The following is a 24,251-nucleotide window of genomic DNA, read 5'->3' as shown; positions in this document are numbered from 1 at the left end:
AATCCTTCCAATATCAAATTTTCAAAGTGAAAGCATTATTTTAATTATATCTCAAGAAAATATTATTACATAGATATAATTTGTCAATGATTGTGATTGGAGATAAAATAGTTATGAAGAAAGTTGCATGGATTTCTTGGATATTATGAAAAAATTTTCTTATAAGGGGTATTTAAATGCAAAACGTAATGATTGTTGGTGCAGGAAAAGGTGGTACGGCAATCTTAAAAATCCTAAAAGAATCTGAAGTTTTAACGGTAAGTGTTGTTATTGATCGGAATTTAAATGCACCTGGTATTTTGTTAGCACGAAAAGAAGGTATAAATACGGGGACTGACTGGCAGCCTTATTTAACTAATCAGATTGATATAATTATCGAAGTTACTGGAAATGAGGTAGTTTTCCAAGAATTAAGAAATGCAAAAAATAAACAGACTGTTTTGATTCCGGGAAGCGTTGCCTTTCTAGTTGCAAAGATTATGGAAGAAAAGGAAGATCTCATCGAAAAGCACAAAAATGAATCCTACCAGCAAGAACTTATATTTAATGCAACCAATGACGGAATGGTTGTTATTGATAAAAATGGTAAGGTCATCTTATTTAACACACGTGCACAAGAAATTATCGGTGTAACAAAAGAACAGGCAATAGGCAAATATGTAGTTGATGTTATTCCTACAAGCAGGCTCCCATATATCCTTGAGTCAAGAAGAATTGAAGCAAATCAAGAAATGGTTTTGGAAAATGATCGAAAAATTATTACCACAAGGATTCCTATTATTGAGGAAAATGGCACCTTGATTGGAGCATTTGCTGTATTCAAAGATATTACTGAAGTTGTTAATCTTGCGGAGGAACTTACAGATTTACGAGAAATTCAAACGATGCTTCAGGCTATTATTCATTCTAGTGATGATGCCATTTCTGTTGTGGATGAGTATGGCAGGGGAATACTTATTAATCCTGCATACTCACGGATTACAGGGCTTACTCAGGAGCAAGTAATTGGCCAACCAGCCACAGCCGATATATCTGAGGGCGAAAGTATGCATATGAAAGTGCTGCAAACGAGGAGAGCTGTCCGCGGGGTACCAATGAGAGTGGGACCAAGTAAACGAGAAGTTATAGTCAATGTTGCTCCAATTATTGTAAAAGGAAAATTGAAGGGCAGTGTTGGTGTTATCCACGATATGTCCGAGATAAAATCTTTAAATAGGGAATTGAATCGAGCAAGGCAACTCATTCGCAAACTTGAAGCCAAGTATACCTTTGAGGATATCATTGGTCAATCCGATGAAATGATGCTTGCCATGGAACAAGCAAAATTAGGAGCAAAAACTCCTGCAACCGTCCTCCTGCGAGGTGAATCGGGAACAGGGAAGGAATTGTTTGCACATGCTATACATAATGCCAGTGACCGGAAATATAACAAATTTATCAGGGTTAATTGTGCTGCGATTTCAGAAACATTGTTGGAAAGTGAACTATTTGGCTATGAAGAGGGTGCTTTTTCAGGGGCGGTAAGAGGCGGAAAAAGAGGCTTTTTTGAAGAGGCAAATAATGGAAGTATTTTCCTTGATGAGATCGGTGAACTTTCAGTGAATACACAGGCAAAGCTTCTCAGGGTTCTTCAGGAAAAAGAGATCATCCGGGTAGGCGGGACTAAGCCTATTTCCATTAATGTTAGGATTATTGCGGCAACTAATGTCAATTTAGAAAAAGGTATTGCTAAAGGCTCCTTTCGGGAAGACTTATATTATCGATTAAATCGTATGCCCATCCATATTCCTCCTTTAAGGAAACGTAAGGAGGAAATCCCTCTTTTAAATGAAAGGCTTATTCAAAAAATAAGTCAGGACTATGGAAGAAATGTAGAAGGTATTACCCCGGCTGCACTGAAGCAATTAATGGAATATGACTGGCCAGGTAACGTAAGAGAATTAGAAAATATTCTTGGAAGAGCGATTATTTTTATGAATTATAATGATCAGTTTATTGATGTTCAGCACTTACCAGAATTAAAAAATAAAAAGAATTTAACGGAATCATCTGTTAGCAATAGTACTGATTCAGTGGTTATGGATCGTACCTTATCAGATATGATGGAAGAATTTGAGGCTAAAATAATTAAGCAGACACTTCTTCGTTTAAATGGGAATAAAACATTAACAGCTAAGACGCTCGGATTGTCTGTAAGGAATTTATACTATAAGATTGAAAAATATACTATTGAAAAAAATAGCATGCAATAAATTTCATGTAATGAAAAAAAATGCACACTAAAGTGTGGGGAGTAAAGCGTTTTCATTAATGTTGGTTTGGCACGGAAATTGCATATTATAGTATGGGAGTTGCAGGAAGAGGGAGAAAGGGTTGATGACAACTTGTTGCTTGATTCACTAATTGACAAAGCAGCCCAAGTACGTAAAAACACCGTTGCAGTTGCTGCGGCAGAAGATTTAGAAGTCATTGAAGCGGTTATCGCTGCTTTAGAGCAAAATCTTGCAAAATTTATACTTTTTGGTGACGAAGAAAAAATCAAATCCATTATTAAAGAAAAACACCCGAACATCAGCGATCTTAATTTAAATGTTGTCAATGCTGATTCGAATGCTTCAGCGGCAGAATTAGCAGTAAAGGCAGTTTTTAATAAAGAAGCAAATGTCTTGATGAAAGGGAATATCCCAACCAATATCTTATTAAAAGCAGTTTTAAATAAGGAGTATGGACTTAGGACAGGAAATGTCTTATCACATATTGCTGCATTTGAAGTTCCTGGCTTCAATCGTTTTACAATCATTACAGATGCTGCAATGAATATTGCTCCCGATTTAGAACAGAAAGCACAAATTATTAAAAATGCAGTTTCCATTGCAAGGTCAATTGGAATAGATGTACCGAAAGTGGCGCCTGTAGCTGCGGTGGAAGTGGTTAATCCGGCTATGCAAGCAACATTGGATGCAGCTGCATTAACGGTAATGAATAAACGAGGGCAAATTCTGGACTGCATTGTTGATGGTCCCTTAGGTTTAGATAATGCTGTATCCGCGCTTGCTGCCGAACATAAAGGGATTCATAGTGAAGTAGCGGGAAGTGCAGATATTTTATTAGTACCAACAATTGAAGTTGGCAATGTGTTATATAAATCATTAATTTATTTTGCAAATGCAAAAGTTGGTGCCGTTATTGCCGGAGCAAAAGCACCAATTGTGTTAACATCCAGGTCAGATTCTGCTGAAAGTAAGCTTTATTCACTTGCACTAGCGTTATGCTGTGCTACATCAAAATAGATAGTAAATCATTTGAGGAGGAATTAATTTTACATGGAAATTTTCAAATACCTAGAACAATACGATTATGAGCAAGTGGTATTTTGTCAGGATAAACAATCAGGATTAAAGGCAATTATTGCTATTCATGATACAACTTTAGGGCCAGCTTTAGGTGGAACACGGATGTGGACTTATGCATCTGAAGAAGCAGCCATTGAGGATGCCCTCCGACTTGCTAAAGGAATGACATATAAGAATGCGGCGGCTGGATTAAATCTTGGCGGTGGTAAAACCGTTATCATCGGTGATCCAAGGAAAGATAAGAATGAAGCAATGTTCCGTGCATTTGGCCGCTACATTCAAGGATTAAATGGCAGATATATTACCGCAGAAGATGTTGGTACAACGGTGGCTGATATGGATTTAATTCATGAAGAAACAGATTTTGTAACTGGAATCTCTCCTGCGTTTGGTTCATCTGGTAATCCATCCCCGGTAACAGCTTTTGGTGTATACCGCGGCATGAAAGCAGCTGCGAAAGAGGCGTTTGGCACGGATTCTCTAGAAGGAAAAGTAGTGGCTGTTCAAGGTGTTGGAAATGTTGCTTATACACTTTGCGAATATTTGCATGAAGAAGGAGCACAGCTGATTGTAACGGATATTAATAAAGAGGCCGTTAACCGTGCGATTGAAGCATTTGGTGCTTTGGCTGTTGATCCTGATGAAATTTATGGTGTGGAATGTGATATCTATGCCCCATGTGCACTCGGAGCAACGATTAATGACGAGACCATTCCACAGTTAAAAGCAAGAGTGATTGCAGGTTCTGCGAATAATCAATTAAAGGATACCCGTCACGGAGATATTATTCATGAAATGGGTATCGTTTATGCCCCGGATTATGTAATTAATGCTGGAGGCGTAATCAATGTGGCAGATGAATTATATGGTTATAACCAAGAGCGCGCAATGAAAAAGGTTGAACAGCTATATACCACCATTGAAAAAGTTATTGAAATTTCAAAACGTGACGGCATTCCGACATACGTAGCCGCTGACAGGATGGCAGAAGAAAGAATTGCAAGAATTCGTAATTCAAGAAGCCAATTTCTCCAAAATGGTCATCATATTTTAAGTCATAGAATTTCAAGATAAACCTTTTTGACAAAAAATAGTTTTTGGAAAGCGCTGAATGGGAATTCAGCGTCTTTGCCTTTCATGGGGCAATTAGGTTGAAAAATAAAATTGGAGGTCAATACGTTGCACGATAATGAATATCGGATTCTCGTCATCAACCCAGGCTCGACATCCACGAAAATCGGGGTTTTCGATAATGATATTTCTATTTTTGAAAAAACAATTCGTCATGATACAGAAACAATCAACACATTTGCAAATATTATTGATCAATATGAATTTAGAAAAACAACAATTTTGGAAACACTGGATAATGAAGGGATAAATATTTCCAAATTGTCGGCTGTATGTGGACGCGGGGGATTACTTCGTCCGATTGAAGGAGGTACCTATGCAGTTAATGATGTGATGTTAACAGATTTACGGTCTGGTTATGCAGGGCAGCACGCATCCAATCTTGGCGGAATCATTGCTTACGAAATTGCTTCTGGTTTAAATATTCCTTCTTTTATCGTCGATCCAGTTGTTGTTGACGAATTAGAACCAATTGCGAGAATTTCTGGCTTTTCCTTAATTGAACGAAAAAGTATCTTCCACGCGTTGAATCAGAAAGCTGTTGCAAGAAGGGTTGCCAAGGAATTAGGGAAAAAATACAACGACTTAAATTTAATTGTTACCCATATGGGTGGCGGTATTACCGTGGGTGTCCATAAGAAAGGAAAGGTCATTGATGTAAATAATGGTCTTCATGGGGATGGCCCCTTCAGTCCAGAACGTTCCGGAACCGTTCCTGTAGGGGATTTAGTGGCTCTTTGTTATTCTGGTGAATATTATCGGGAAGAAATTATGAAAATGCTGGTTGGTCAAGGTGGTCTTGTAGGTTATCTTGGAACCAATGATGCGGTAAAGGTAGAGGAGCGAATTACAGCAGGTGATAAAGAGGCAGCGCTAATTTATGAGGCAATGGCCTATCAAGTGGCTAAGGAAATAGGGGCTGCTAGTACTGTTCTCTCTGGAAAAGTGGATGCGATAGTTCTAACTGGCGGCCTCGCCTACGGGAAAGGATTCGTGAAATCAATTACCGATAGAATCAATTGGATTGCTGATGTCATGGTTCAACCGGGTGAAAATGAACTACAGGCACTTGCTGAGGGTGCACTGCGAGTCTTAAGAGGCGAAGAAGAGGAAAAAATTTATCCTGGGAATTTTAAAACAGTTAAAATTTAAGGTTATGGGGAGGAAAAAAGAGTGGCACAAGAATATGATTTGGTAGTTCTTGGCGGGGGAACTGGCGGCTATGTCGCCGCAATTAGGGCCTCTCAGCTTGGCTTAAAAACTGCGATTGTTGAAAAAGGAAAACTTGGCGGGACGTGTTTGCATCAAGGGTGTATACCAAGTAAGGCACTGCTTAGGAGCGCAGAGGTTTTTGCAACAACAAAACATAGTGAGGATTTCGGTGTAATTACTAGTGATGTATCAATAAATTTTGGTAAAGTACAAGAGAGAAAAAATAAAATTATTGACCAGCTTCATAAAGGTGTACAACATTTAATGAAACAGGGCAAAATCGATGTCTATGAAGGTATAGGCAGAATCTTGGGACCGTCCATTTTTTCTCCTATGCCGGGAACTATTTCTGTTGAAATGAATAACGGGGAAGAAAACGAAATGCTTCTTCCTAAAAATGTGATCATTGCAACAGGTTCAAGACCAAGGACACTTCCAGGTCTTGAGATTGATCGTGAATATGTCATGACATCTGATGAGGCATTGCAATTAGAGTCATTGCCTAATTCCATTATTATTGTTGGTGGTGGCGTAATCGGAATTGAGTGGGCGTCCATGCTTCATGATTTCGGAGTTGATGTAACAGTTATTGAGTATGCTGACCGTATTATTCCTACAGAAGATAAAGAAATTTCAAAAGAAATGCAGCGCTTGATGAAGAAAAAAGGAATTAAACTGGTAACAAGTGCAAAAGTCCTTCCCGAAACGATAGTAAGAGACAACGGAGTAGCGATTTCTGCAGAAGTAAAGGGCACCGTAAAGGAATTTAAAGCAGAAAAACTTCTTGTTTCTGTAGGTCGTCAGGCAAATACAGAAGGAATTGGCCTAGAGAATACAGAAATACAAATAGAGAAGGGTTTTATTGCAACAAATGAATTCTTCCAAACGAAAGAATCACATATTTATGCGATTGGTGATGTGATTGGCGGATTACAACTTGCCCATGTGGCATCACATGAAGGGATCATTGCTGTCGAACATATTGCTGGAAAGGATCCTTCGCCATTGCAGTATCACTTAGTTTCTAGATGCATCTATAGCAACCCAGAGGTTTCCAGTGTGGGAATAACAGAAGACCAAGCTATTGAAAAAGGTCATAAAGTAAAAACAGGAAAGTTTTCTTTCCGGGCGATTGGGAAAGCACTTGTCTTTGGAGAATCGGACGGATTTGTGAAAATTGTTGCGGATGAAGAGACCAATGATATTCTAGGGGTGCATATGATTGGTCCGCATGTAACTGATATGATTACGGAGGCAGGACTTGCAATGGTATTAGATGCAACACCTTGGGAAATCGCGCATACGATTCATCCACACCCAACTCTTTCAGAAGCCATTGGTGAGGCTGCGCTTGCCGTAGATGGAAAAGCGATTCATTCTTAAAGTAATTTTTTCATTCGAATATTAGGAGGTAAGAAATAGATGACAGAAAAGCGTCATGATGCTTTAGGTTTAAATGACGGAAAAGTATTGGAAATGTACGAAACTATGCTATTGGCCCGCCGTATTGATGAGCGGATGTGGTTATTAAACCGTGCCGGGAAAATTCCCTTCGTTATTTCTTGTCAAGGGCAGGAGGCAGCACAAGTAGGGGCTGCATTTGCTCTTGATCGTGAAAAAGATTATGTTCTTCCGTATTATCGTGATATGGGTGTGGTCTTAACTTTTGGGATGACTCCGAGGGAATTGATGCTTTCAGGTTTTGCAAAAGCAGAAGACCCTAATTCAGGGAGCCGGCAAATGCCTGGGCACTTTGGCCAAAAGAAAAATCGGATTGTCACAGGTTCTTCTCCGGTAACAACTCAGGTTCCCCATGCTGTTGGAATCGCTCTTGCTGGGAAAATGGAAAGAAAAGACCTCGTAACTTTTGTAACTTTCGGTGAAGGCTCCTCTAACCAAGGGGACTTTCATGAGGGCGCCAACTTTGCAGGTGTTCATAAACTTCCTGTAATTTTTATGTGTGAAAATAACAAGTATGCGATTTCCGTTCCAATTGAAAAACAATTGGGGTGTGAGAAGGTTTCAGATCGTGCGATTGGCTATGGTATGCCAGGGTTCACTGTGGACGGAAACGATCCACTAGAGGTTTATAAAGCAGTGAAGGAAGCTGCAGAGCGCGGTCGACGAGGTGAAGGACCAACGTTGATTGAAACCATTTCTTATCGTCTGACACCACACTCTTCTGATGATGACGACCGTTCCTACCGTGCACCAGATGAGGTTGCCAAAGCAAAAACCCAAGATCCAATTATTACCTTTGGTGCATATTTAAAGGAAACTGGTGTCATGGATGATTCACTAGAAAAAGAAATAAATGACCGCGTAATGAAGCTTGTCAATGAGGCGACAGACTACGCAGAAAATGCACCGTACTCTGCACCTGAAGATGCGCTGAAATTTGTTTATGCGGACTTGTAAGGGGGATGAAACATGGCGATAATTTCATATATTGATGCCATTACAATGGCAATGCGAGAAGAAATGGAAAGAGACCCAAAGGTTTTTGTTCTTGGTGAAGATGTTGGTTTAAAAGGCGGAGTTTTTAAGGCCACCCAAGGATTATATGATCAATTTGGGGAAGAACGAGTCATTGACACACCACTTGCTGAATCAGCCATTGCTGGCGTAGGAATTGGTGCAGCGATGTACGGTATGCGTCCGATTGCCGAAATGCAATTTGCCGACTTTATCATGCCGGCAGTGAATCAAATTATTTCAGAAGCAGCGAAAATCCGCTATCGTTCCAATAATGACTGGAGTTGTCCGATGGTTATTCGTGCTCCCTATGGCGGCGGGGTTCATGGTGCACTATATCATTCCCAATCTGTTGAGGCGGTATTTGCAAATCAGCCTGGATTAAAAATTGTTATGCCGTCCACACCATACGATGCAAAAGGACTGTTAAAGGCAGCTGTCCGTGACAATGACCCGGTTTTATTTTTCGAGCATAAGCGGGCTTATCGGTTAATTAAAGGTGAGGTACCTTCTGATGATTACACCCTGCCAATTGGGAAAGCAGATGTAAAGCGCGAAGGAGAAGATATTACCGTCATTACGTATGGTCTCTGTGTTCATTTTGCCCTTCAAGCAGCGGAAAAATTAGCGAAAGATGGTATCTCCGTTCATATTCTTGATTTGAGAACTGTCTATCCTCTAGATAAAGAAGCCATCATTGAGGCGGCATCAAAAACGGGTAAAGTTCTTCTTATTACAGAGGATACAAAAGAAGGCAGTATTATTAGCGAAGTCGCTGCAATCATTGCAGAAAATTGCTTATTCGAATTAGATGCACCAATTATGCGATTAGCTGGACCAGATGTTCCGGCCATGCCGTATTCGCCAACAATGGAAAAATTCTTTATGGTAAATCCGGATAAAGTCGAAAAAGCGATGCGCGATCTAGCTGAGTACTAAAACGAAAGCCCTGGCAACTGAATGGGGTTAGGCGCCAGTGCTGGACAATAGGAGTGTGTAAATAGTGGTAATTGAACAAATTAAAATGCCTCAGTTAGGGGAGAGCGTAACCGAAGGTACGATAAGTAAATGGCTTGTATCTGTAGGAGATAAAGTCAATAAATACGATCCCCTGGCAGAAGTGATGACTGATAAGGTAAATGCGGAAATCCCATCCTCCTTTACAGGTGTTATTAAGGAGCTAATTGCAGAAGAAGGAGATACCTTAGCCGTTGGGGAGCAAATTTGCACGATAGCTTTGGAAGGTGGAACAACTGAAGAAGTTCCTGAAGCATCTGTTGCAGCAAGCCCGAGCACACCAGCAAGTGCACCAGAAAATGTGGAACAAGCTGAACAACAAGGCAATAAAGCACGCTACTCGCCCGCTGTCCTTAAAATCTCTCAAGAACATGGCATTGATTTAACTAGGGTGTCAGGCACCGGTGCAGGTGGACGAATTACGAGGAAAGATCTCTTAAAACTAATTGAATCAGGCAATATTCCTGAAGCGGGACAAAATGTAGAAGCGATAAATGAGCCTTCCGTTATCAAGGCACCAAAACAAGAGGCGGCTCAGCCAGTCGCCCAGCCAACGGCACCTGCTCAAGCTGTGAATATACCAGTAGCTGTTGGTGACATTGAAATTCCAGTCACAGGCATCCGTAAAGCGATTGCTGCTAACATGCTGCGAAGCAAACACGAAGCACCGCATGCTTGGACGATGATTGAAGTGGACGCCACGAATTTGGTGGAGTACCGTAACTTTATAAAAGATGAGTTTAAGAAAAAAGAAGGCTTTAATTTAACTTTCTTTGCATTCTTTGTGAAGGCTGTTGCACAGGCGTTAAAAGAATTCCCACAAATCAATTCTATGTGGGCAGGAGATAAAATTATCCAAAAGAAAGATATCAATATTTCAATTGCAGTAGCTACGGATGACGCACTCTATGTACCTGTCATTAAACAGGCCGATGAAAAAACAATCAAAGGGATTGCGCGTGAAATCTCTGAGCTTGCTGTCAAAGTGAGAACCGGGAAACTAAGATCTGAAGATATGCAAGGCGGAACCTTCACGGTGAACAATACGGGTTCCTTTGGATCTGTTCAATCAATGGGTATCATTAATTATCCACAAGCAGCTATTCTTCAAGTAGAGTCCATCGTCAAACGGCCAGTCGTCATGAATAATGGAATGATTGCTGTTCGTGATATTGTGAATTTATGTATGTCGCTCGATCATAGAGTATTAGACGGCCTCGTTTGCGGACGTTTCTTACAACGTGTGAAGGAAATACTAGAAAATACCTCAAAATCAACGACTTCGATTTATTAAAACAAAACAACCGCTACCAAGCATGGCAGCGGTTGTTTGTTTTTAGATTGCTTGAAATTTGTTTGTACCATAAAATAGTAGTAGGTAGAATTATTTGAATTTTAATTCAATTGAGTAGAGAGGGGGATGAGAAGTTTGAACAATTTAAGGAATCAGTCTTTTCCTTCATTATCAGAACAAGCATGGACAGAAAAAGCAGAGCAATCCTTAAAAGGAAAATCGGTTGAATCTTTACAAACTACTACATATGAAAACATTAATTTGAAACCGCTTTATACCCGTCAAGATGAGTGTCAGGTACCGGAATATCCAGGAGGTTCAGATTTTAGAAGAGGGATCTATCCATTAGGGTACTTGAAAAATGACTGGAAGGTTGCTCAACGACTATCCTATCAAACGGTAGAAGATCTGCAGTCGAAACTCCATGAATCATTTAAAAAAGGTCAATCAGCCATTTCATTTAATGTCTCGAATAATCTGTTAGGTGGGGATCAAAACCTAGGAAAGGTTTTAGCAGATTCATATACTCAATATCCCTTTTCAATCAACGCTAAAGAATACCAATCCACTTTCCTCACTGAATTAGAAGCAATAGTAGAACGCGAAGATGATAGTGAAAAAATCAGTGGATATGTTAGTTCAGATCCAGTTGCCATTTTTGCTATAGAAGGAGTAATTTCAGAAGCATTTCTGAAAGACTGGGTTAATACCATTTGTAATTCTGCTGTAAAGTTTCCTAACTTGCGTACAATTCTAATTGATACTAGTGCCTATCATAATGGTGGTTCAAGTGCGGCTCAAGAACTGGGGATTGCAATAGCTGAGGGGATATTCTATCTTGAACATCTTCAGGATGCAGGCATGGATCTAGACACGATTTTTACAAAAATGATTTTTCAATTCTCCATTGGCAGCAATTTCTTCATGGAAATCGCAAAGCTTCGAGCTGCCCGAGTCCTATGGAGCCGTGTGAGCAGTGTTTATGGAGCTAATGAAGACAGTTCCAGGATGAATATTGCTGTTGAAACTTCTATTCACACAAAAACTTTACATGACCCGTATGTTAACCTCCTCAGGGCTGGAAATGAAGCTTTTGCGGCCGTGGTTGGGGGCATTCAATACTTACATGTGAGTCCTTACGATGATCTTACAAGTGTCACTTCGTTTTCGGATAGAATTGCTAGAAATACTCAATTGCTTTTGAAGGAAGAAGCACATCTGCAAAAGGTTATTGATCCTGCTGGAGGTTCTTGGTATGTGGAACATCTAACCATTGAACTTGCTGAAAAAGCTTGGGAATTTTTTAAGCGTATTGACGCACATGGAGGCATTTTAGAAGTACTAAAATCTAAATGGCTGCAACAAGAGATAGCAGCGGTCTATGAAAAAAAGATTCATGATATCCAAACAAGAAGGAAAAGTATTGTTGGAACAAATGTCTACGCCAATCTGGATGAAATGGTTACATATAAAAACCCGCCAGAGAAAAATTCATATTTGGCAAATGGAGAAAACTCATTAATAAATATAGAGGCTATTCCAAACCGTAGATTGGCAGAACCATTCGAAGAATTACGAAAAAAGTCAGTTGATCTCGAAGGAAAAGTAGGATCTAAGCCATCAGTAGTTATGATTTGTCTCGGAGGATTAAAACAGCATAAAGCAAGGCTTGATTTTATGAAGGGATTTCTCGCAGCTGGAGGTTTGAAAGCGCTTATAAGTAATTCAATTGTAACTGTTGAGAATGCCAGACAATTTGTTTTAGAACATCCTGCAAAGCACTATTGCTTATGCGGAACGAATGATCAATACGAAATAATTGGACATGACATCCTAAAGATTCTTAAAACTGAATTTCCTGAGCGGACTTTTTACTTAGCGGGACTGCCAGAAAAAGAAAAACAGGATTTGTGGATGAATGAAGGTATTAAGCAGTTTATCCATGTGAGAAGCAATTGCTATGAAACGCTGTTGTCCATTCTAAGTGAGTTGGAGGTGAGTAAGGTTGAAGAAACAAAAGCCTGATTTTCAAAATATATCATTATTTGACGAACAGAAATTTATCACCAAAGAAGAGTGGCAGCAAAAAGTCGATCAAGAAATAAATGGTTCGATCGATGATTTACTGTTTGAGACGAATGAACAAATCAGTCTAAAACCGCTTTATACAAAAGAAGATCGTAATGATCTTCCGCATATTGATGATCTTCCTGGGCTCCCTCCTTATACACGAGGACCGTATCCAACCATGTATGTCAATCGTCCATGGACGGTTAGACAATATGCAGGTTTTTCAACAGCTGAGGAAAGCAATGCTTTCTATCGCCGAAATCTAGCAATGGGACAAAGGGGATTATCAGTTGCTTTTGATTTAGCTACACATCGCGGCTATGACTCCGATCATCCACGAGTAGTTGGAGATGTCGGTAAAGCAGGGGTGGCGATCGATTCCATTCTTGATATGAAGACATTATTTGAGGGAATACCGTTAGACCAGATGTCCGTATCAATGACCATGAACGGGGCAGTTCTGCCCATACTTGCCTTTTTCATCGTGACTGCTGAAGAACAAGGTGTAAGTCAGGAGAAACTGGCTGGTACCATTCAAAATGATATTTTAAAAGAATATATGGTCCGAAACACCTATATTTATCCGCCTGAAATGTCTATGAAAATAATAGCTGATATCTTTGAATATACGTCAAAACACATGCCAAAGTTTAATAGTATTAGTATTTCCGGTTATCATATGCAGGAGGCGGGGGCACCAGCGGATTTAGAACTGGCCTACACTCTTGCAGATGGCTTGGAATATGTACGTACAGGTCTTAAGGCAGGTATTGAAATCGACTCATTTGCGCCAAGATTGTCCTTTTTCTGGGCAATTGGGATGAATTACTTCATGGAAGTAGCTAAAATGCGCGCTGCTCGATTGATTTGGGCTAAAATGATGAAATCATTTTCTCCAAAAAACGAAAAATCATTAGCGTTACGGACACATTCGCAAACATCCGGCTGGAGTTTAACTGAGCAAGATCCGTTTAATAATGTCACACGAACGTTGATAGAAGCACATGCTGCTGCGATGGGGCATACCCAATCCCTGCATACGAACGCCTTGGATGAAGCAATTGCACTGCCAACCGATTTTTCGGCACGGATTGCCCGTAACACACAATTATTTTTGCAAGAGGAAACGGGGATTACTAATGTCATCGATCCATGGGCAGGCTCTTACTACGTTGAAAAATTAACAGATGAATTGGTTAATAGAGCATGGACACATATCGAAGAGATTGAAAATCTTGGTGGAATGGCCAAGGCAATTGAAACTGGCCTGCCTAAGATGAGAATTGAAGAAGCAGCTGCTAGAAGACAGGCGCAAATTGATTCTGGAAAGGAAACTATTATCGGCGTCAATCGTTACCGACTAGAAAAGGAAGAAGCGATTGATATTTTGGATATCGATAATACAGCCGTCCGGTTAAAACAAATTGAAAAATTAAATATATTAAAAGCTAATCGCGATGAGAAGAAAGTACAAGAAACGCTTACTGCATTAACGAAAGCGGCAGAAACAGGTAAACAGAATCTATTAGAATTGGCTGTACAAGCAGCAAGGGCGAGAGCCACGCTTGGGGAAATTTCTGATGCAATTGAGCAAGTGGCTAGCAGGCATAAGGCTGTGATTCGTTCAATCAGCGGCGTGTATAGCACCGCATTTAGCAATGAAGAAGAAATTAATGAAGTAAAAAGAATGACCGATGAATTCTTAGAAAATGAGGGCAGAAGACCAAGAATACTGATTGCGAAAATGGGTCAGGATGGTCATGACCGCGGTGCCAAAGTGATTGCCACGGCCTTCGCTGACCTTGGATTTGATGTCGATATTGGCCCTTTATTTCAAACTCCAGAGGAAACCGCGATGCAGGCTGTTGAAAACGATGTCCATGTGATTGGGATAAGCTCGCTTGCTGCAGGTCATAAAACGCTTCTCCCTCAATTGGTGGAAGAATTAAAATTGATTGGCAGAGATGATATTCTGGTTGTGATTGGCGGCGTTATCCCAGCACAGGATTATCAATTTTTATATGAACATGGTGCTTCAGCTATCTTTGGACCTGGTACAATTATTCCGGTTGCCGCACAAAAGGTCGTCAAGGAGATTTATCACAAACTCGGTTATGAGGAAGTGTCTCAATAATGTCTCATGATCAAAAGCCGGAATGGAGCGATCCAAACGAACCAGATAAATGCTCAAGTGTGATAAGAAAAGGTCAAGAGCAAGAGAGTCAAGCATCATCCATCCAACCAAATATCCGTTTTCAAAAGCGCAAAAGTTCTGAACCGGCGGTGGAAGAGCTTTATGAGGGAGTCATAAGGGGCGATAGGAGTCTTTTAGCTAGGGCGATTACGCTTGTTGAGAGCAATGCAGAGCAGCATTTTCAAAAAGCACAACAGCTCCTGCAGAAACTCCTGCCTAAAAGTGGGACAGCTATCCGAATTGGAATAACAGGTGTTCCCGGTGCAGGGAAAAGTACCTTTATTGAAACCTTTGGTACGTACCTTTGCAGCTTAGGACATCGTGTAGCGGTATTAGCCATTGACCCAAGCTCAAGCATAAGCGGCGGCAGTATCCTTGGAGACAAAACAAGGATGGAGCAGTTATCAAGGAACCCTCGTGCCTTTATCCGTCCTTCTCCTACCGCAGGAAAACTAGGCGGGGTTCATCGCAAGACGAGAGAGGCCATGCTAATTTGTGAGGCAGCCGGTTTTGATGTCATCTTAATCGAAACAGTTGGGGTTGGGCAAAGTGAAGTGATTATTAGAGATATGGTAGACTTTTTCATGCTGTTAGTTCTTACAGGTGCGGGCGACGAATTGCAAGGGATGAAAAAAGGGATTATGGAATTGGCTGATGCCGTCCTTGTTCATAAAGCGGATGGGGAGAACAAACAAATCGCTGAGCAAACGAGAAAAGAGTATAATCGTATCCTTCATTTTCTTCATCCCGCTACAAAGGGCTGGGCTACTAAAGCCTATACATGTTCTTCGTTGACTCAAGAGGGGATAAGCGAAATTTGGAATGTCATTCAATCCTTTGAGCAAAAAGGTAAAACATCCGGTGTGCTATTTGAAAGAAGAAGAACCCAGGCGAAAGAATGGCTCTATTCGCTGATTACTGACCAACTTCAATTTCATTTTTTTCATCATAATGGTGTGAAAAGTGCCCTATCTATTTTAGAATATGAAGTGATTGCTGGAGAAAAGACAGTGGCTACAGCTGTTGATGAGTTATTTACTATTTATTTAGGGTAGAAAAGTGAAGCTGCCATTAAATTCTTCTAAAGTATTAAGATTCTATATTTGAAAAAAACATATTTTTACTGTTAATATGTAGGTATAGGCATAAATCAAAGGAGTGAATTTAATGAGCATGGATTTTAATTTCTTTATGAATGATGTTGTGAAACAGGCACGCCAAGAAATCGTGTCTGCCGGATATAAAGAACTGAAAACACCTGAGGAAGTGGAAGCAGCACTTGACCAAAAAGGGACTACATTAGTTATGATTAATTCTGTCTGTGGTTGTGCGGGCGGCGTGGCGCGTCCTGCAGCAGCACATGCCCTTCATTATGATAAGCGCCCTGATCACTTTGTTACTGTTTTTGCAGGACAAGATAAGGAAGCAACTGAAAAGGCAAGAAGCTATTTCACTGGTTATCCACCATCCTCACCGTCATTTGCCCTTTTAAAGGATGGTAAGATTATTTCAATGGTGGAAAGACATCAAATAGAGGGCTATGATCCTGCAACAGTTGTATCCAAACTTCAAAATGAATTTGATCAACATTGTGAAGAAGTATAATAAGCGAATAAGAAAAAAGCCAAAATCATAAATTGATTTGGCTTTTTTTCTTGTCGAAATGAATTTTTTAATGTATATTTATTAATTATTTCGTAATTTTAATCATAATTTAGAGGAGTTTTTCATCATGAAAAATGTATTAAAAAATTATTTAGAAAAAATTCAAAATAGATTATGGGAGATTAGTGATACACTGTACAATCATCCCGAATTAGGGGATCAAGAATTTGAATCTAGTAAACGGTTAATAGAGTTCCTTGAAGAACATAATTTTGTTGTAGAAAAGGGAATCGTTGGCAGGCCAACATCCTTTAAAGCCGTTTATGATAGCAAGAAAGATGGCCCAACGATTGCTTATTTATCTGAATACGACGCGTTGCCTGAGGTTGGGCATGGATGCGGCCATAATTTGATCGGGACGATGAGTGCCGGGGCTGGAGTAACACTAAGTAAAGTAGTAGATGAAATTGGCGGGCGTGTGGTTGTCTTAGGAACACCTGCTGAAGAAACAAATGGTGCAAAAGTGCCGATGGCTGAACAAGGCATTTTTGATGATATCGATGCTGCGATGATTTTACATCCTGCTGATGAATCCTATGAAAGTGGTGAGTCTCTAGCAATGGATGCGATTCAGTTTGATTTCCGTGGCAGGACCAGTCATGCAGCGGCTTCCCCAGAGATGGGAATTAATGCACTGGATGCAGTCATTCAATTATTTAATGGGATCAATGCGCTTCGTCAACATGTAACTTCAGATGTTAGGATCCATGGAATTATTAAAGAAGGCGGAGTAGCAGCGAATATCGTCCCAGATAAAGCCGTAGCTCAGTTTTATGTTCGTGCCAAGGATCGCAGCTATCTAAATGAAGTGGTTCAAAAGGTAATTGGCATTGCAAAAGGGGCATCTTCGATGACAGGGGCAGAGGTGCATATCGAAAATTATGAATTAAGCTATGATAATATGGTGACCAATCAAACGCTGTCTCAGCTATTTACTGCCAATCTGTTAACTACCGGTGTTAAGCAGGTAAAGAAAGCGAAAGACTCCTATGGTTCCATTGATATGGGAAATGTCAGTCATGTTGTGCCAGCCATTCATCCTTATATTGGTCTTGATTCGCCTGGATTAATTGCTCATACAAGGGAATTTGCCGACTTAACAATCACTGATAACTCCCACCAGATTCTTTCAAGAGGAGCATTGGCTCTTGCATTAACTGGATATGATTTAATAACTAACAAAGAAGCGTTGGAAAAAATGAAAAATGAATTTAGTCAAACAGAAGTAAACTAACTTTTTTCTAAAGGCATCTCTTCTCAGGAGAGGTGCTTTTTATATGTTTATTAATATTATCTTAATATAGTCGAGTGCAGAATCTTTAGAAAATTTTTATATTGGAAAAACATCTTTTCAAAATAAAATCTATGTGTTAATATTCGTTTTGTTGAATAAAAATTCAAAACAAAATAAGCGATATATTTAATCATAGGAGGATACATCATGAAAAAAACAGTTTTATTTTTTACGATGATTTTAACATTAGTGGTTTTAGCTGCTTGTGGACAGAATAATAAAGACGGGGCAAATGGAGAAAAGACAGCAAATAAGAAAGTATTAACAATGGCTACTTCAGCTGATTTTGCTCCATTTGAATCAAGAGACCCTTCAGGTAAGGTCGAGGGCTTTGATATTGATTTAGCTAATGCCATTGCTAAAGAATTAGGTTACAAACTAGATATAAAAGACATGAAGTTTGATGGGTTAATCGGTGCATTACAGGCAAAACGTGTGGACATGGTACTTGCTGGTATGTCTGCAACAGAAAAGCGCAAGCAAAATGTTGATTTCTCAACAGCATATAACCATTCAGGTGAGATGTTTATCACTCTAAAAGATTCTAATATCAAAACAATCGAGGATCTTAAAGGAAAAACAGTGGGAGTACAGTTAGGAACCATTCAAGAAGAGGGTGCAAAAACTCTTCAAAAAAAGGTTGATTTTACACTAAAGCCATTAGATAATGCAACAACATTAATTCAAGAGCTATTATCAAATCGCATCCAGGTTGCTTATATGGATAAATCAGTTGCAACCGGATATATAAAAGAACAAGGTTTAGGCGGATTTGATGATCCGACAACAAGTTCTCCTGGTATGGCTGTTGCTTTTCCAAAAGGCAGTGACTTAACTGAAAAAGTAAATAAAGTTCTTAAAGACATGGAGGAGAATGGAAAACTCCAAGAATTAAAGGACAAGTGGTTAAAAGACCAGCAATAAGCATAAACTGAATTTCAACAAGACTAGTGCTGCAAAGAAAATTATAAAGTGAGGTGTAAGGCATGAATTTGGACTTTAGCCAAATTGTGCCTTATATTCCTTTTATTTTAGAGGGAATATGGGTTACATTAAAATTTGTTATTATTTCTATAATATTAGGTTTTATTCTTGGTACAATTTTAGCTTTATGTAAAATTTCACGAATCAAAGCATTAAATTGGTTTGGGGATCTATATACATCTATTTTTCGTGGGACACCGTTAATTTTACAATTGATGTTAATTTATTTTGCTATTCCGCAATTAACGGGATATGACATTTCACCCTTTTTATCATCCATCTTAGCTTTTGGCTTAAATTCATCCGCTTATGTTTCGGAGATTATCAGGGCCGGAATTCAAGCAGTTGATAAAGGTCAAACTGAAGCAGCCCAAGCACTAGGAGTTCCTTATCGTCTTATGATGAAGGACTTGATCTTACCACAAGCATTAAAAAATATTTTACCTGCACTTATGAATGAATTTATTACCTTAACCAAAGAATCAGCCATTGTCTCGACGATTGGTTATTTAGACTTGATGCGCCGTGCACAGGTTGTTGGAGCGGATACGTATCGAAATTTTGAACCATTAATTTTTGTTGGTTTCATCTATTGGATTTTAGTTATGGTGCTTACTTTGGCAGGTAAACGGTTTGAACGGAGGCTGAAGTACAGTGATTAAAGTGGAAAACCTCTATAAACAGTTCGGCAATAACGAAGTATTAAAAAATATTTCTACAAATATTGATAGTGGGGAAGTTGTCTCGATTATTGGACCATCGGGTTCTGGTAAATCTACCTTTCTTCGCTGCTTAAATTTGTTAGAGACACCAACCAAAGGGAAAGTTTGGATTAATAATCAAGAGCTTACCGATAGCAAAACGAATATCATGAAAGTGCGTGAACAAATCGGCATGGTTTTTCAACACTTTTATCTATTTCCTCATCTGTCGGTTTTGGATAACTTAACTTATGCACCGATGAAAGTAAAGGGCGAATCGCGGGAACTTGCTGAGAAAAAAGCCCGGGAATTGCTTGCACGCGTTGGTCTTACCGATAAAGAAAAAGCCTTTCCGAATAATTTATCTGGTGGACAGAAGCAGCGTGTGGCGATCGCTCGTGCACTCGCAATGGAACCGAAGTTAATGTTATTTGATGAGCCTACATCCGCACTTGACCCAGAAATGGTAAAAGAAGTACTTAATGTAATGAAGGATCTTGCGCAAACAGGAATGACCATGGCCATCGTTACCCATGAAATGGGTTTTGCTCGTGAAGTTTCTGACCGGATTATCTTCCTTGATGAAGGGGTATTATTAGAAGAAGGATCTCCTGATGAATTCTTTAATAACCCACGGACTGCCAGGGCAAAGGACTTTTTAGAAAAAGTATTGTAAAGAATCGCAATCATAAATATGAGACATTCTTGCAAAAGAATGCTTTAATAGGGATATGCTAAAGATGGTCTTAACGATCATCTTTTTATTTTTTTGCTGTGTTAAAGCTAAATGTTGATTTACACACTCTGTTGATTGGAGCGGAATGCGCGAGACTCCTGCGGGAGTACGGGGCAGGGGAGACCCCACAGGCGCGCAGCGCCGAGGAGGCTCCCCGGCACGCCCGCGGAAAGCGAAGCACATGGAGCGGAAATCAACAGACAAGTTTAACACAGCCTATTTTTTTATAATTTGGAGAGGTAACTATGAAATTTCGGATTGGATATCGGACAATTAAAACAGCTGTTGGGACAGCCATTTCAATTTTACTTGCTCAGCAGTTAGGACTGCAGAACTTTGCTTCTGCAGGAATACTTACCATATTATGTATCCAGGTGACAAAGCGGAGGTCGCTCAGAACGGCATGGGCTCGTTTTTTAGCCTGTGTATTAGCGATGCCTTTTTCGGCCGTTTTTTTTGAAGGAATCTCCTATCATCCCATTGTTATAGGGGTTATGTTATTTTTCTTTATACCAACGATAGTGATGCTGAAGGCGCCTGATGGAATTGTGACGAGTAGTGTTATTATTTTACATATTTATATGGCAAAAAAAATAACACTGGCAATTTTTTTTAATGAGCTCGGGGTAATCACCATTGGTATTGGAGTCGCACTACTTATTAATCTTTATATGCCAAGCGTTGAGAAAAAACTAAAGGATTATCAAAGTGAAATTGAGGAGAATTTTAGAATCATCTTCGTTGAAATGGTGCGTTATTTACGAACTGGGGATAGTAATTGGGATGGAAAAGAGATTACGGATGGTGCTCGTTTACTTGATGAAGCGATAGCCATAGCCCTTCAGGATGTTGAAAATCATTTTTTACGAGATGAGAATATTTATTTTCATTATTTTAAAATGAGACAAAAGCAATTTGAAATTATCGAACGTGTCTTACCAATTGTCACTTCTATTACCCGGACGGTAAAGCAAGGGCATATGGTAGCTGAGTTTCTGGAAGAACTCTCTGAAAATGTCCATCCTGGAAATACAGCTTATATTTATCTTGAAAAATTAAGAGAAATGAAAAAGGAATTTGAGGAAATGGAGCTCCCAAAGACAAGAGAAGAATTTGAAACGAGGGCTGCTCTGCTGCAGTTAGTAAATGAAATGAACGAATATCTGATTATTAAAAGTTCATTTAAGGGAATAAAAACATCGGCTAAAGTGAATGAACAGAAGAAGATTGAAGCAAACTAGGGGAAAAAAGGCAGGTGGCTGCTTTGATAAAAATTTTATCGCCAATCCTGATTGCTTTTTTCATGTCACCACTTTGGCCATTGGGGCCAAACCCTATGCCAGGCGATCCATTGCTTATTGTGAATAAAAGTAAAAATGAAATGGCTTTTATTAATGAAAACAAAGTACAGACGGTTGTAAGTGTCGGAACGGGAAAAACACAAGAACTGACGCCTGAAGGTCTTTTTACCATTACGGTAAAGGCCAAAGAACCTTATTTTCGGAAAGGGAATATCCCTGGAGGAGATCCTAAGAATCCACTGGGAGCGAGGTGGATTGGCTTTGATGCAAAGGGAACAGATGGAAGAACCTATGGCATTCATGGAACGAATCAGCCTGCTTCAATCGGAAAATATGTCTCTCAAGGCTGTATCCGAACTCAAAATGAAGTGGTTACCTCTCTATATCCTGTCATCCCATTAGGAACAAAAGTATTAGTTATTTCTTCAAAAAAATCATATGAGACACTTGCAAAAGACTATGGCGCAATGAAATAGGAAAAGGGACTGTTCGCTTGAACAGTCCCTTTTCCTATATCTATCTATAGAAATGAACCGATTCCTATTAGGAGAGTTGAGGCAAGCATAGCAAATAACATTAAATAAACAATGATTTTCCTCGATTTCTTACTATTCAATATGGGTACCTCCCTTAACATTTTGAAACTTTACTTATATTGTACAAGGAAATGCAAAAATGAACAACGGAACAACTAAGTAATTAAGGAAGGATTTATGAACTTTTTAACGAATAAGATTATTGTCGAATAAATTTTAATATTTAGAACAGAGGGGTAAAAATGATTAAAAAAGTCGACCATATTGGAATTGCGGTGAAGTCTATCGAGAAAGCGCTTCCTTTTTATACCGATGTGTTAAATCTGCCTTTGATTGGAATCGAAGAGGTGGATACTCAAAAGGTAAGAGTTGCCTTTTTAAAGGCGGGCAGTACAAAGCTTGAACTACTTGAGCCTACATCAGAAGAAAGTGCCATCGCCAAATTTATCGAAAAACGCGGTGAGGGAATTCACCATGTTGCCCTCGGGGTGGACTCGATTGAAGAAAGAATTCGCGAAATGAAGGAACAAGGGATACGGATGATTGACGGGCAGTCAAGACCTGGGGCAGGTGGGGCAAATATTGCTTTCATGCATCCAAAATCGACATCTGGGGTTTTATTCGAACTTTGTGAGAAGAAAGGGATGAAGGGGTAAAATGATAGACATCTATGAAAAAATAAATGAGTTGTATGATAAACGTAGAGAGGTTGAGTTGGGCGGCGGCGATGAGAGAATCGAGAAGCAGCATCAAAAAGGCAAACTGACTGCTAGAGAAAGAATCGATCTTTTAGTAGACAAAGGAACGTTTTTTGAGTTAAATCCTTTCATTGAGCACCGTACGAATGATTTTGGCCTTGATGAACAAAAGGGTCCAGGGGACGGAGTGGTGACTGGATACGGGAAAGTTAACGGTCGTCCCATTTATCTTTTCTCGCAGGATTTTACTGTTTTTGGCGGGGCATTAGGGGAAATGCATGCCAAAAAGATTGCTAATGTGATGGATTTAGCAGCGAAAAATGGAGCACCTTTTGTCGGTTTAAATGATTCCGGTGGGGCGCGCATTCAAGAAGGCGTTGTATCATTAGATGGGTACGGACATATTTTTTACCGAAATGCGATATATTCCGGTGTCATTCCGCAAATATCGGTAATTATGGGTCCATGTGCGGGCGGTGCAGTCTATTCACCAGCGATCACTGATTTTGTATTTATGGTGGAAAAGACAAGTCAGATGTTTATTACTGGACCTAAAGTCATTGAAACAGTGACAGGTGAGAAGATTTCAGCTGAGGAATTGGGTGGTGCGAATGTCCATAGCTCCATTAGTGGAAATGCTCATTTTCAAGCTGATTCAGAGGAAGAAGTGTTACTAAACGTCCGCAGGTTGTTAAGCTATCTTCCGCAAAATAACGAGGAGAAGGCTCCTAGGTTTGAGGTACAGGATGACGAAGATTATCGTCCAGATTTAATGGATGTTATTCCATTTGATACAGTTCGTCCGTATGATGTCCGCAAAGTCATCGAGCATGTGGTTGACGAGAACAGTTTCATGGAAGTTCAAAAGGATTTTGCTAGAAATATTGTTGTTGGATTTGCTCGAATTAAAGGTGAATCTGTAGGTCTTGTTTGTAATCAGCCAAAGGTAATGGCTGGCGGCCTGGATATTGATTCTTCTGATAAAGCGGCTCGATTTATTAGAACCTGTGATTCTTTTAATATCCCAATTATCACGTTCGAGGATGTGACAGGCTTCTTCCCAGGAGTTAAGCAGGAACACGGTGGGATCATTCGCCACGGGGCAAAAATATTATTTGCTTATTCCGAGGCGACCGTTCCGAAGTTAACAGTGATTTTAAGAAAAGCTTATGGCGGTGCCTATGTTGCGTTAAATAGTAAATCAATTGGTGCCGATTTGGTATTTGCCTGGCCAAATGCTGAAATTGCGGTTATGGGACCTCAAGGTGCCGCTAATATTATTTTTGCGAAGGAAATTAACAATAGTGAGAATCCAGAACTGACAAGACAGCAGAAAATTGATGAATACCGCGAAAAGTTTGCCAATCCTTATGTGGCAGCAAGCAGAGGGATGGTCGATGATGTCATTGACCCACGTGAAACCAGAATGAAAATTGTCCAAGGTTTAGAAATGCTTAGAAACAAGAAAGAGTCAAGACCTTACAAAAAACATGGAAACATACCACTTTAAAATAATAAAAAAATGACTCCCTGCCCTTTCATTTGATGATATCAAGAAGAAAGAGGTATACTGAAATAGTGAGTACATAA

General features: G+C 39.7%; 22 protein-coding genes. 21 read left to right on the top strand and 1 reads right to left on the bottom strand.

What is annotated here, in order from left to right:
* The first annotated feature begins 176 nt into the window (after positions 1-176).
* The 19 genes from FS608_RS02065 (at position 177) to FS608_RS01980 (ending at position 21,903) form a co-directional block, all read left to right on the top strand.
* Entirely contained in the window at positions 177-2,252 is a 2,076-nt protein-coding gene (locus FS608_RS02065; RefSeq protein ID WP_144547614.1) for a sigma-54 interaction domain-containing protein, read from the top strand.
* Positions 2,253-2,384: 132 nt separating this feature from the next.
* Complete coding sequence (gene yqiS / locus FS608_RS02060) at positions 2,385-3,290, top strand: phosphate butyryltransferase (RefSeq protein WP_144547961.1); 906 nt, start codon at positions 2,385-2,387, stop codon at positions 3,288-3,290.
* Between the two features lie 33 nt (positions 3,291-3,323).
* On the top strand, positions 3,324-4,427 hold the full coding sequence (gene bcd / locus FS608_RS02055; protein ID WP_144547613.1) for a branched-chain amino acid dehydrogenase: 1,104 nt from the start codon (positions 3,324-3,326) through the stop codon (positions 4,425-4,427).
* A 105-nt stretch (positions 4,428-4,532) separates the two neighbouring features.
* Positions 4,533-5,636, top strand: a complete 1,104-nt coding sequence (gene buk / locus FS608_RS02050; protein WP_144547612.1) for a butyrate kinase — start codon at positions 4,533-4,535, stop codon at positions 5,634-5,636.
* 21 nt (positions 5,637-5,657) lie between these two features.
* Complete coding sequence (gene lpdA, locus FS608_RS02045) at positions 5,658-7,079, top strand: dihydrolipoyl dehydrogenase (RefSeq protein ID WP_144547611.1); 1,422 nt, start codon at positions 5,658-5,660, stop codon at positions 7,077-7,079.
* Positions 7,080-7,118: 39 nt separating this feature from the next.
* A complete protein-coding gene (locus FS608_RS02040) occupies positions 7,119-8,114 on the top strand; it encodes a thiamine pyrophosphate-dependent dehydrogenase E1 component subunit alpha (RefSeq protein ID WP_144547610.1) in 996 nt (331 codons plus the stop codon).
* A 12-nt stretch (positions 8,115-8,126) separates the two neighbouring features.
* Entirely contained in the window at positions 8,127-9,110 is a 984-nt protein-coding gene (locus tag FS608_RS02035) for an alpha-ketoacid dehydrogenase subunit beta (RefSeq protein ID WP_144547609.1), read from the top strand.
* Between the two features lie 64 nt (positions 9,111-9,174).
* On the top strand, positions 9,175-10,482 hold the full coding sequence (locus tag FS608_RS02030; protein WP_144547608.1) for a dihydrolipoamide acetyltransferase family protein: 1,308 nt from the start codon (positions 9,175-9,177) through the stop codon (positions 10,480-10,482).
* A 126-nt stretch (positions 10,483-10,608) separates the two neighbouring features.
* On the top strand, positions 10,609-12,507 hold the full coding sequence (locus FS608_RS02025; RefSeq protein WP_186328572.1) for a methylmalonyl-CoA mutase subunit beta: 1,899 nt from the start codon (positions 10,609-10,611) through the stop codon (positions 12,505-12,507).
* Positions 12,488-14,686, top strand: coding sequence for a methylmalonyl-CoA mutase (gene scpA / locus FS608_RS02020; RefSeq protein WP_144547606.1), 2,199 nt, complete (start codon positions 12,488-12,490; stop codon positions 14,684-14,686). The genes FS608_RS02025 and scpA overlap by 20 nt, the downstream gene beginning before the upstream one ends.
* A complete protein-coding gene (gene meaB, locus FS608_RS02015; RefSeq protein ID WP_144547605.1) occupies positions 14,686-15,801 on the top strand; it encodes a methylmalonyl Co-A mutase-associated GTPase MeaB in 1,116 nt (371 codons plus the stop codon). The genes scpA and meaB overlap by 1 nt, the downstream gene beginning before the upstream one ends.
* 112 nt (positions 15,802-15,913) lie before the next feature.
* Positions 15,914-16,351 carry a BrxA/BrxB family bacilliredoxin gene (locus FS608_RS02010; protein WP_144547604.1) on the top strand — a complete coding sequence of 146 codons (438 nt, stop codon included), beginning with the start codon at positions 15,914-15,916 and terminating at the stop codon, positions 16,349-16,351.
* A gap of 127 nt (positions 16,352-16,478) precedes the next feature.
* Positions 16,479-17,645 carry a M20 family metallopeptidase gene (locus FS608_RS02005; protein WP_144547603.1) on the top strand — a complete coding sequence of 389 codons (1,167 nt, stop codon included), beginning with the start codon at positions 16,479-16,481 and terminating at the stop codon, positions 17,643-17,645.
* Between the two features lie 207 nt (positions 17,646-17,852).
* Positions 17,853-18,629, top strand: a complete 777-nt coding sequence (locus tag FS608_RS02000) for an ABC transporter substrate-binding protein (protein ID WP_144547602.1) — start codon at positions 17,853-17,855, stop codon at positions 18,627-18,629.
* 62 nt (positions 18,630-18,691) lie between these two features.
* The gene (locus FS608_RS01995; RefSeq protein WP_144547601.1) at positions 18,692-19,351 is read left to right on the top strand and encodes an amino acid ABC transporter permease; all 660 of its coding nucleotides are present in this window, start codon (positions 18,692-18,694) and stop codon (positions 19,349-19,351) included.
* The gene (locus tag FS608_RS01990) at positions 19,344-20,066 is read left to right on the top strand and encodes an amino acid ABC transporter ATP-binding protein (protein ID WP_144547600.1); all 723 of its coding nucleotides are present in this window, start codon (positions 19,344-19,346) and stop codon (positions 20,064-20,066) included. The genes FS608_RS01995 and FS608_RS01990 overlap by 8 nt, the downstream gene beginning before the upstream one ends.
* Positions 20,067-20,211: 145 nt before the next feature.
* Entirely contained in the window at positions 20,212-20,403 is a 192-nt protein-coding gene (locus FS608_RS30675) for a hypothetical protein (protein ID WP_222127297.1), read from the top strand.
* Entirely contained in the window at positions 20,372-21,367 is a 996-nt protein-coding gene (locus tag FS608_RS01985) for an aromatic acid exporter family protein (RefSeq protein ID WP_144547599.1), read from the top strand. Before FS608_RS30675 ends, FS608_RS01985 begins: the two co-directional genes overlap by 32 nt.
* A 62-nt stretch (positions 21,368-21,429) precedes the next feature.
* Positions 21,430-21,903: a L,D-transpeptidase gene (locus FS608_RS01980; protein WP_144547960.1), complete on the top strand. Its 474-nt coding sequence runs from the start codon at positions 21,430-21,432 to the stop codon at positions 21,901-21,903.
* A 44-nt stretch (positions 21,904-21,947) separates the two neighbouring features.
* Here the strand turns inward: FS608_RS01980 and prli42 are convergent, their stop codons facing one another.
* Positions 21,948-22,043, bottom strand: a complete 96-nt coding sequence (gene prli42, locus FS608_RS30040) for a stressosome-associated protein Prli42 (RefSeq protein WP_222127296.1) — start codon at positions 22,041-22,043, stop codon at positions 21,948-21,950.
* Positions 22,044-22,205: 162 nt separating this feature from the next.
* On the opposite strand from prli42, the gene mce reads away from it, so the two are divergent.
* Both mce and FS608_RS01970 read left to right on the top strand, forming a co-directional pair.
* Positions 22,206-22,619: a methylmalonyl-CoA epimerase gene (mce, locus tag FS608_RS01975; protein WP_144547598.1), complete on the top strand. Its 414-nt coding sequence runs from the start codon at positions 22,206-22,208 to the stop codon at positions 22,617-22,619.
* 1 nt (position 22,620) lies between these two features.
* Complete coding sequence (locus tag FS608_RS01970) at positions 22,621-24,171, top strand: acyl-CoA carboxylase subunit beta (protein ID WP_144547597.1); 1,551 nt, start codon at positions 22,621-22,623, stop codon at positions 24,169-24,171.
* The last annotated feature ends 80 nt before the right edge of the window (positions 24,172-24,251 follow it).

This window comes from Bacillus sp. X1(2014) (assembly GCF_007678255.1).
The sequence above is the reverse complement of the archived record's forward strand: the minus strand, read 5'-3'. Positions and strand labels throughout refer to the sequence as shown.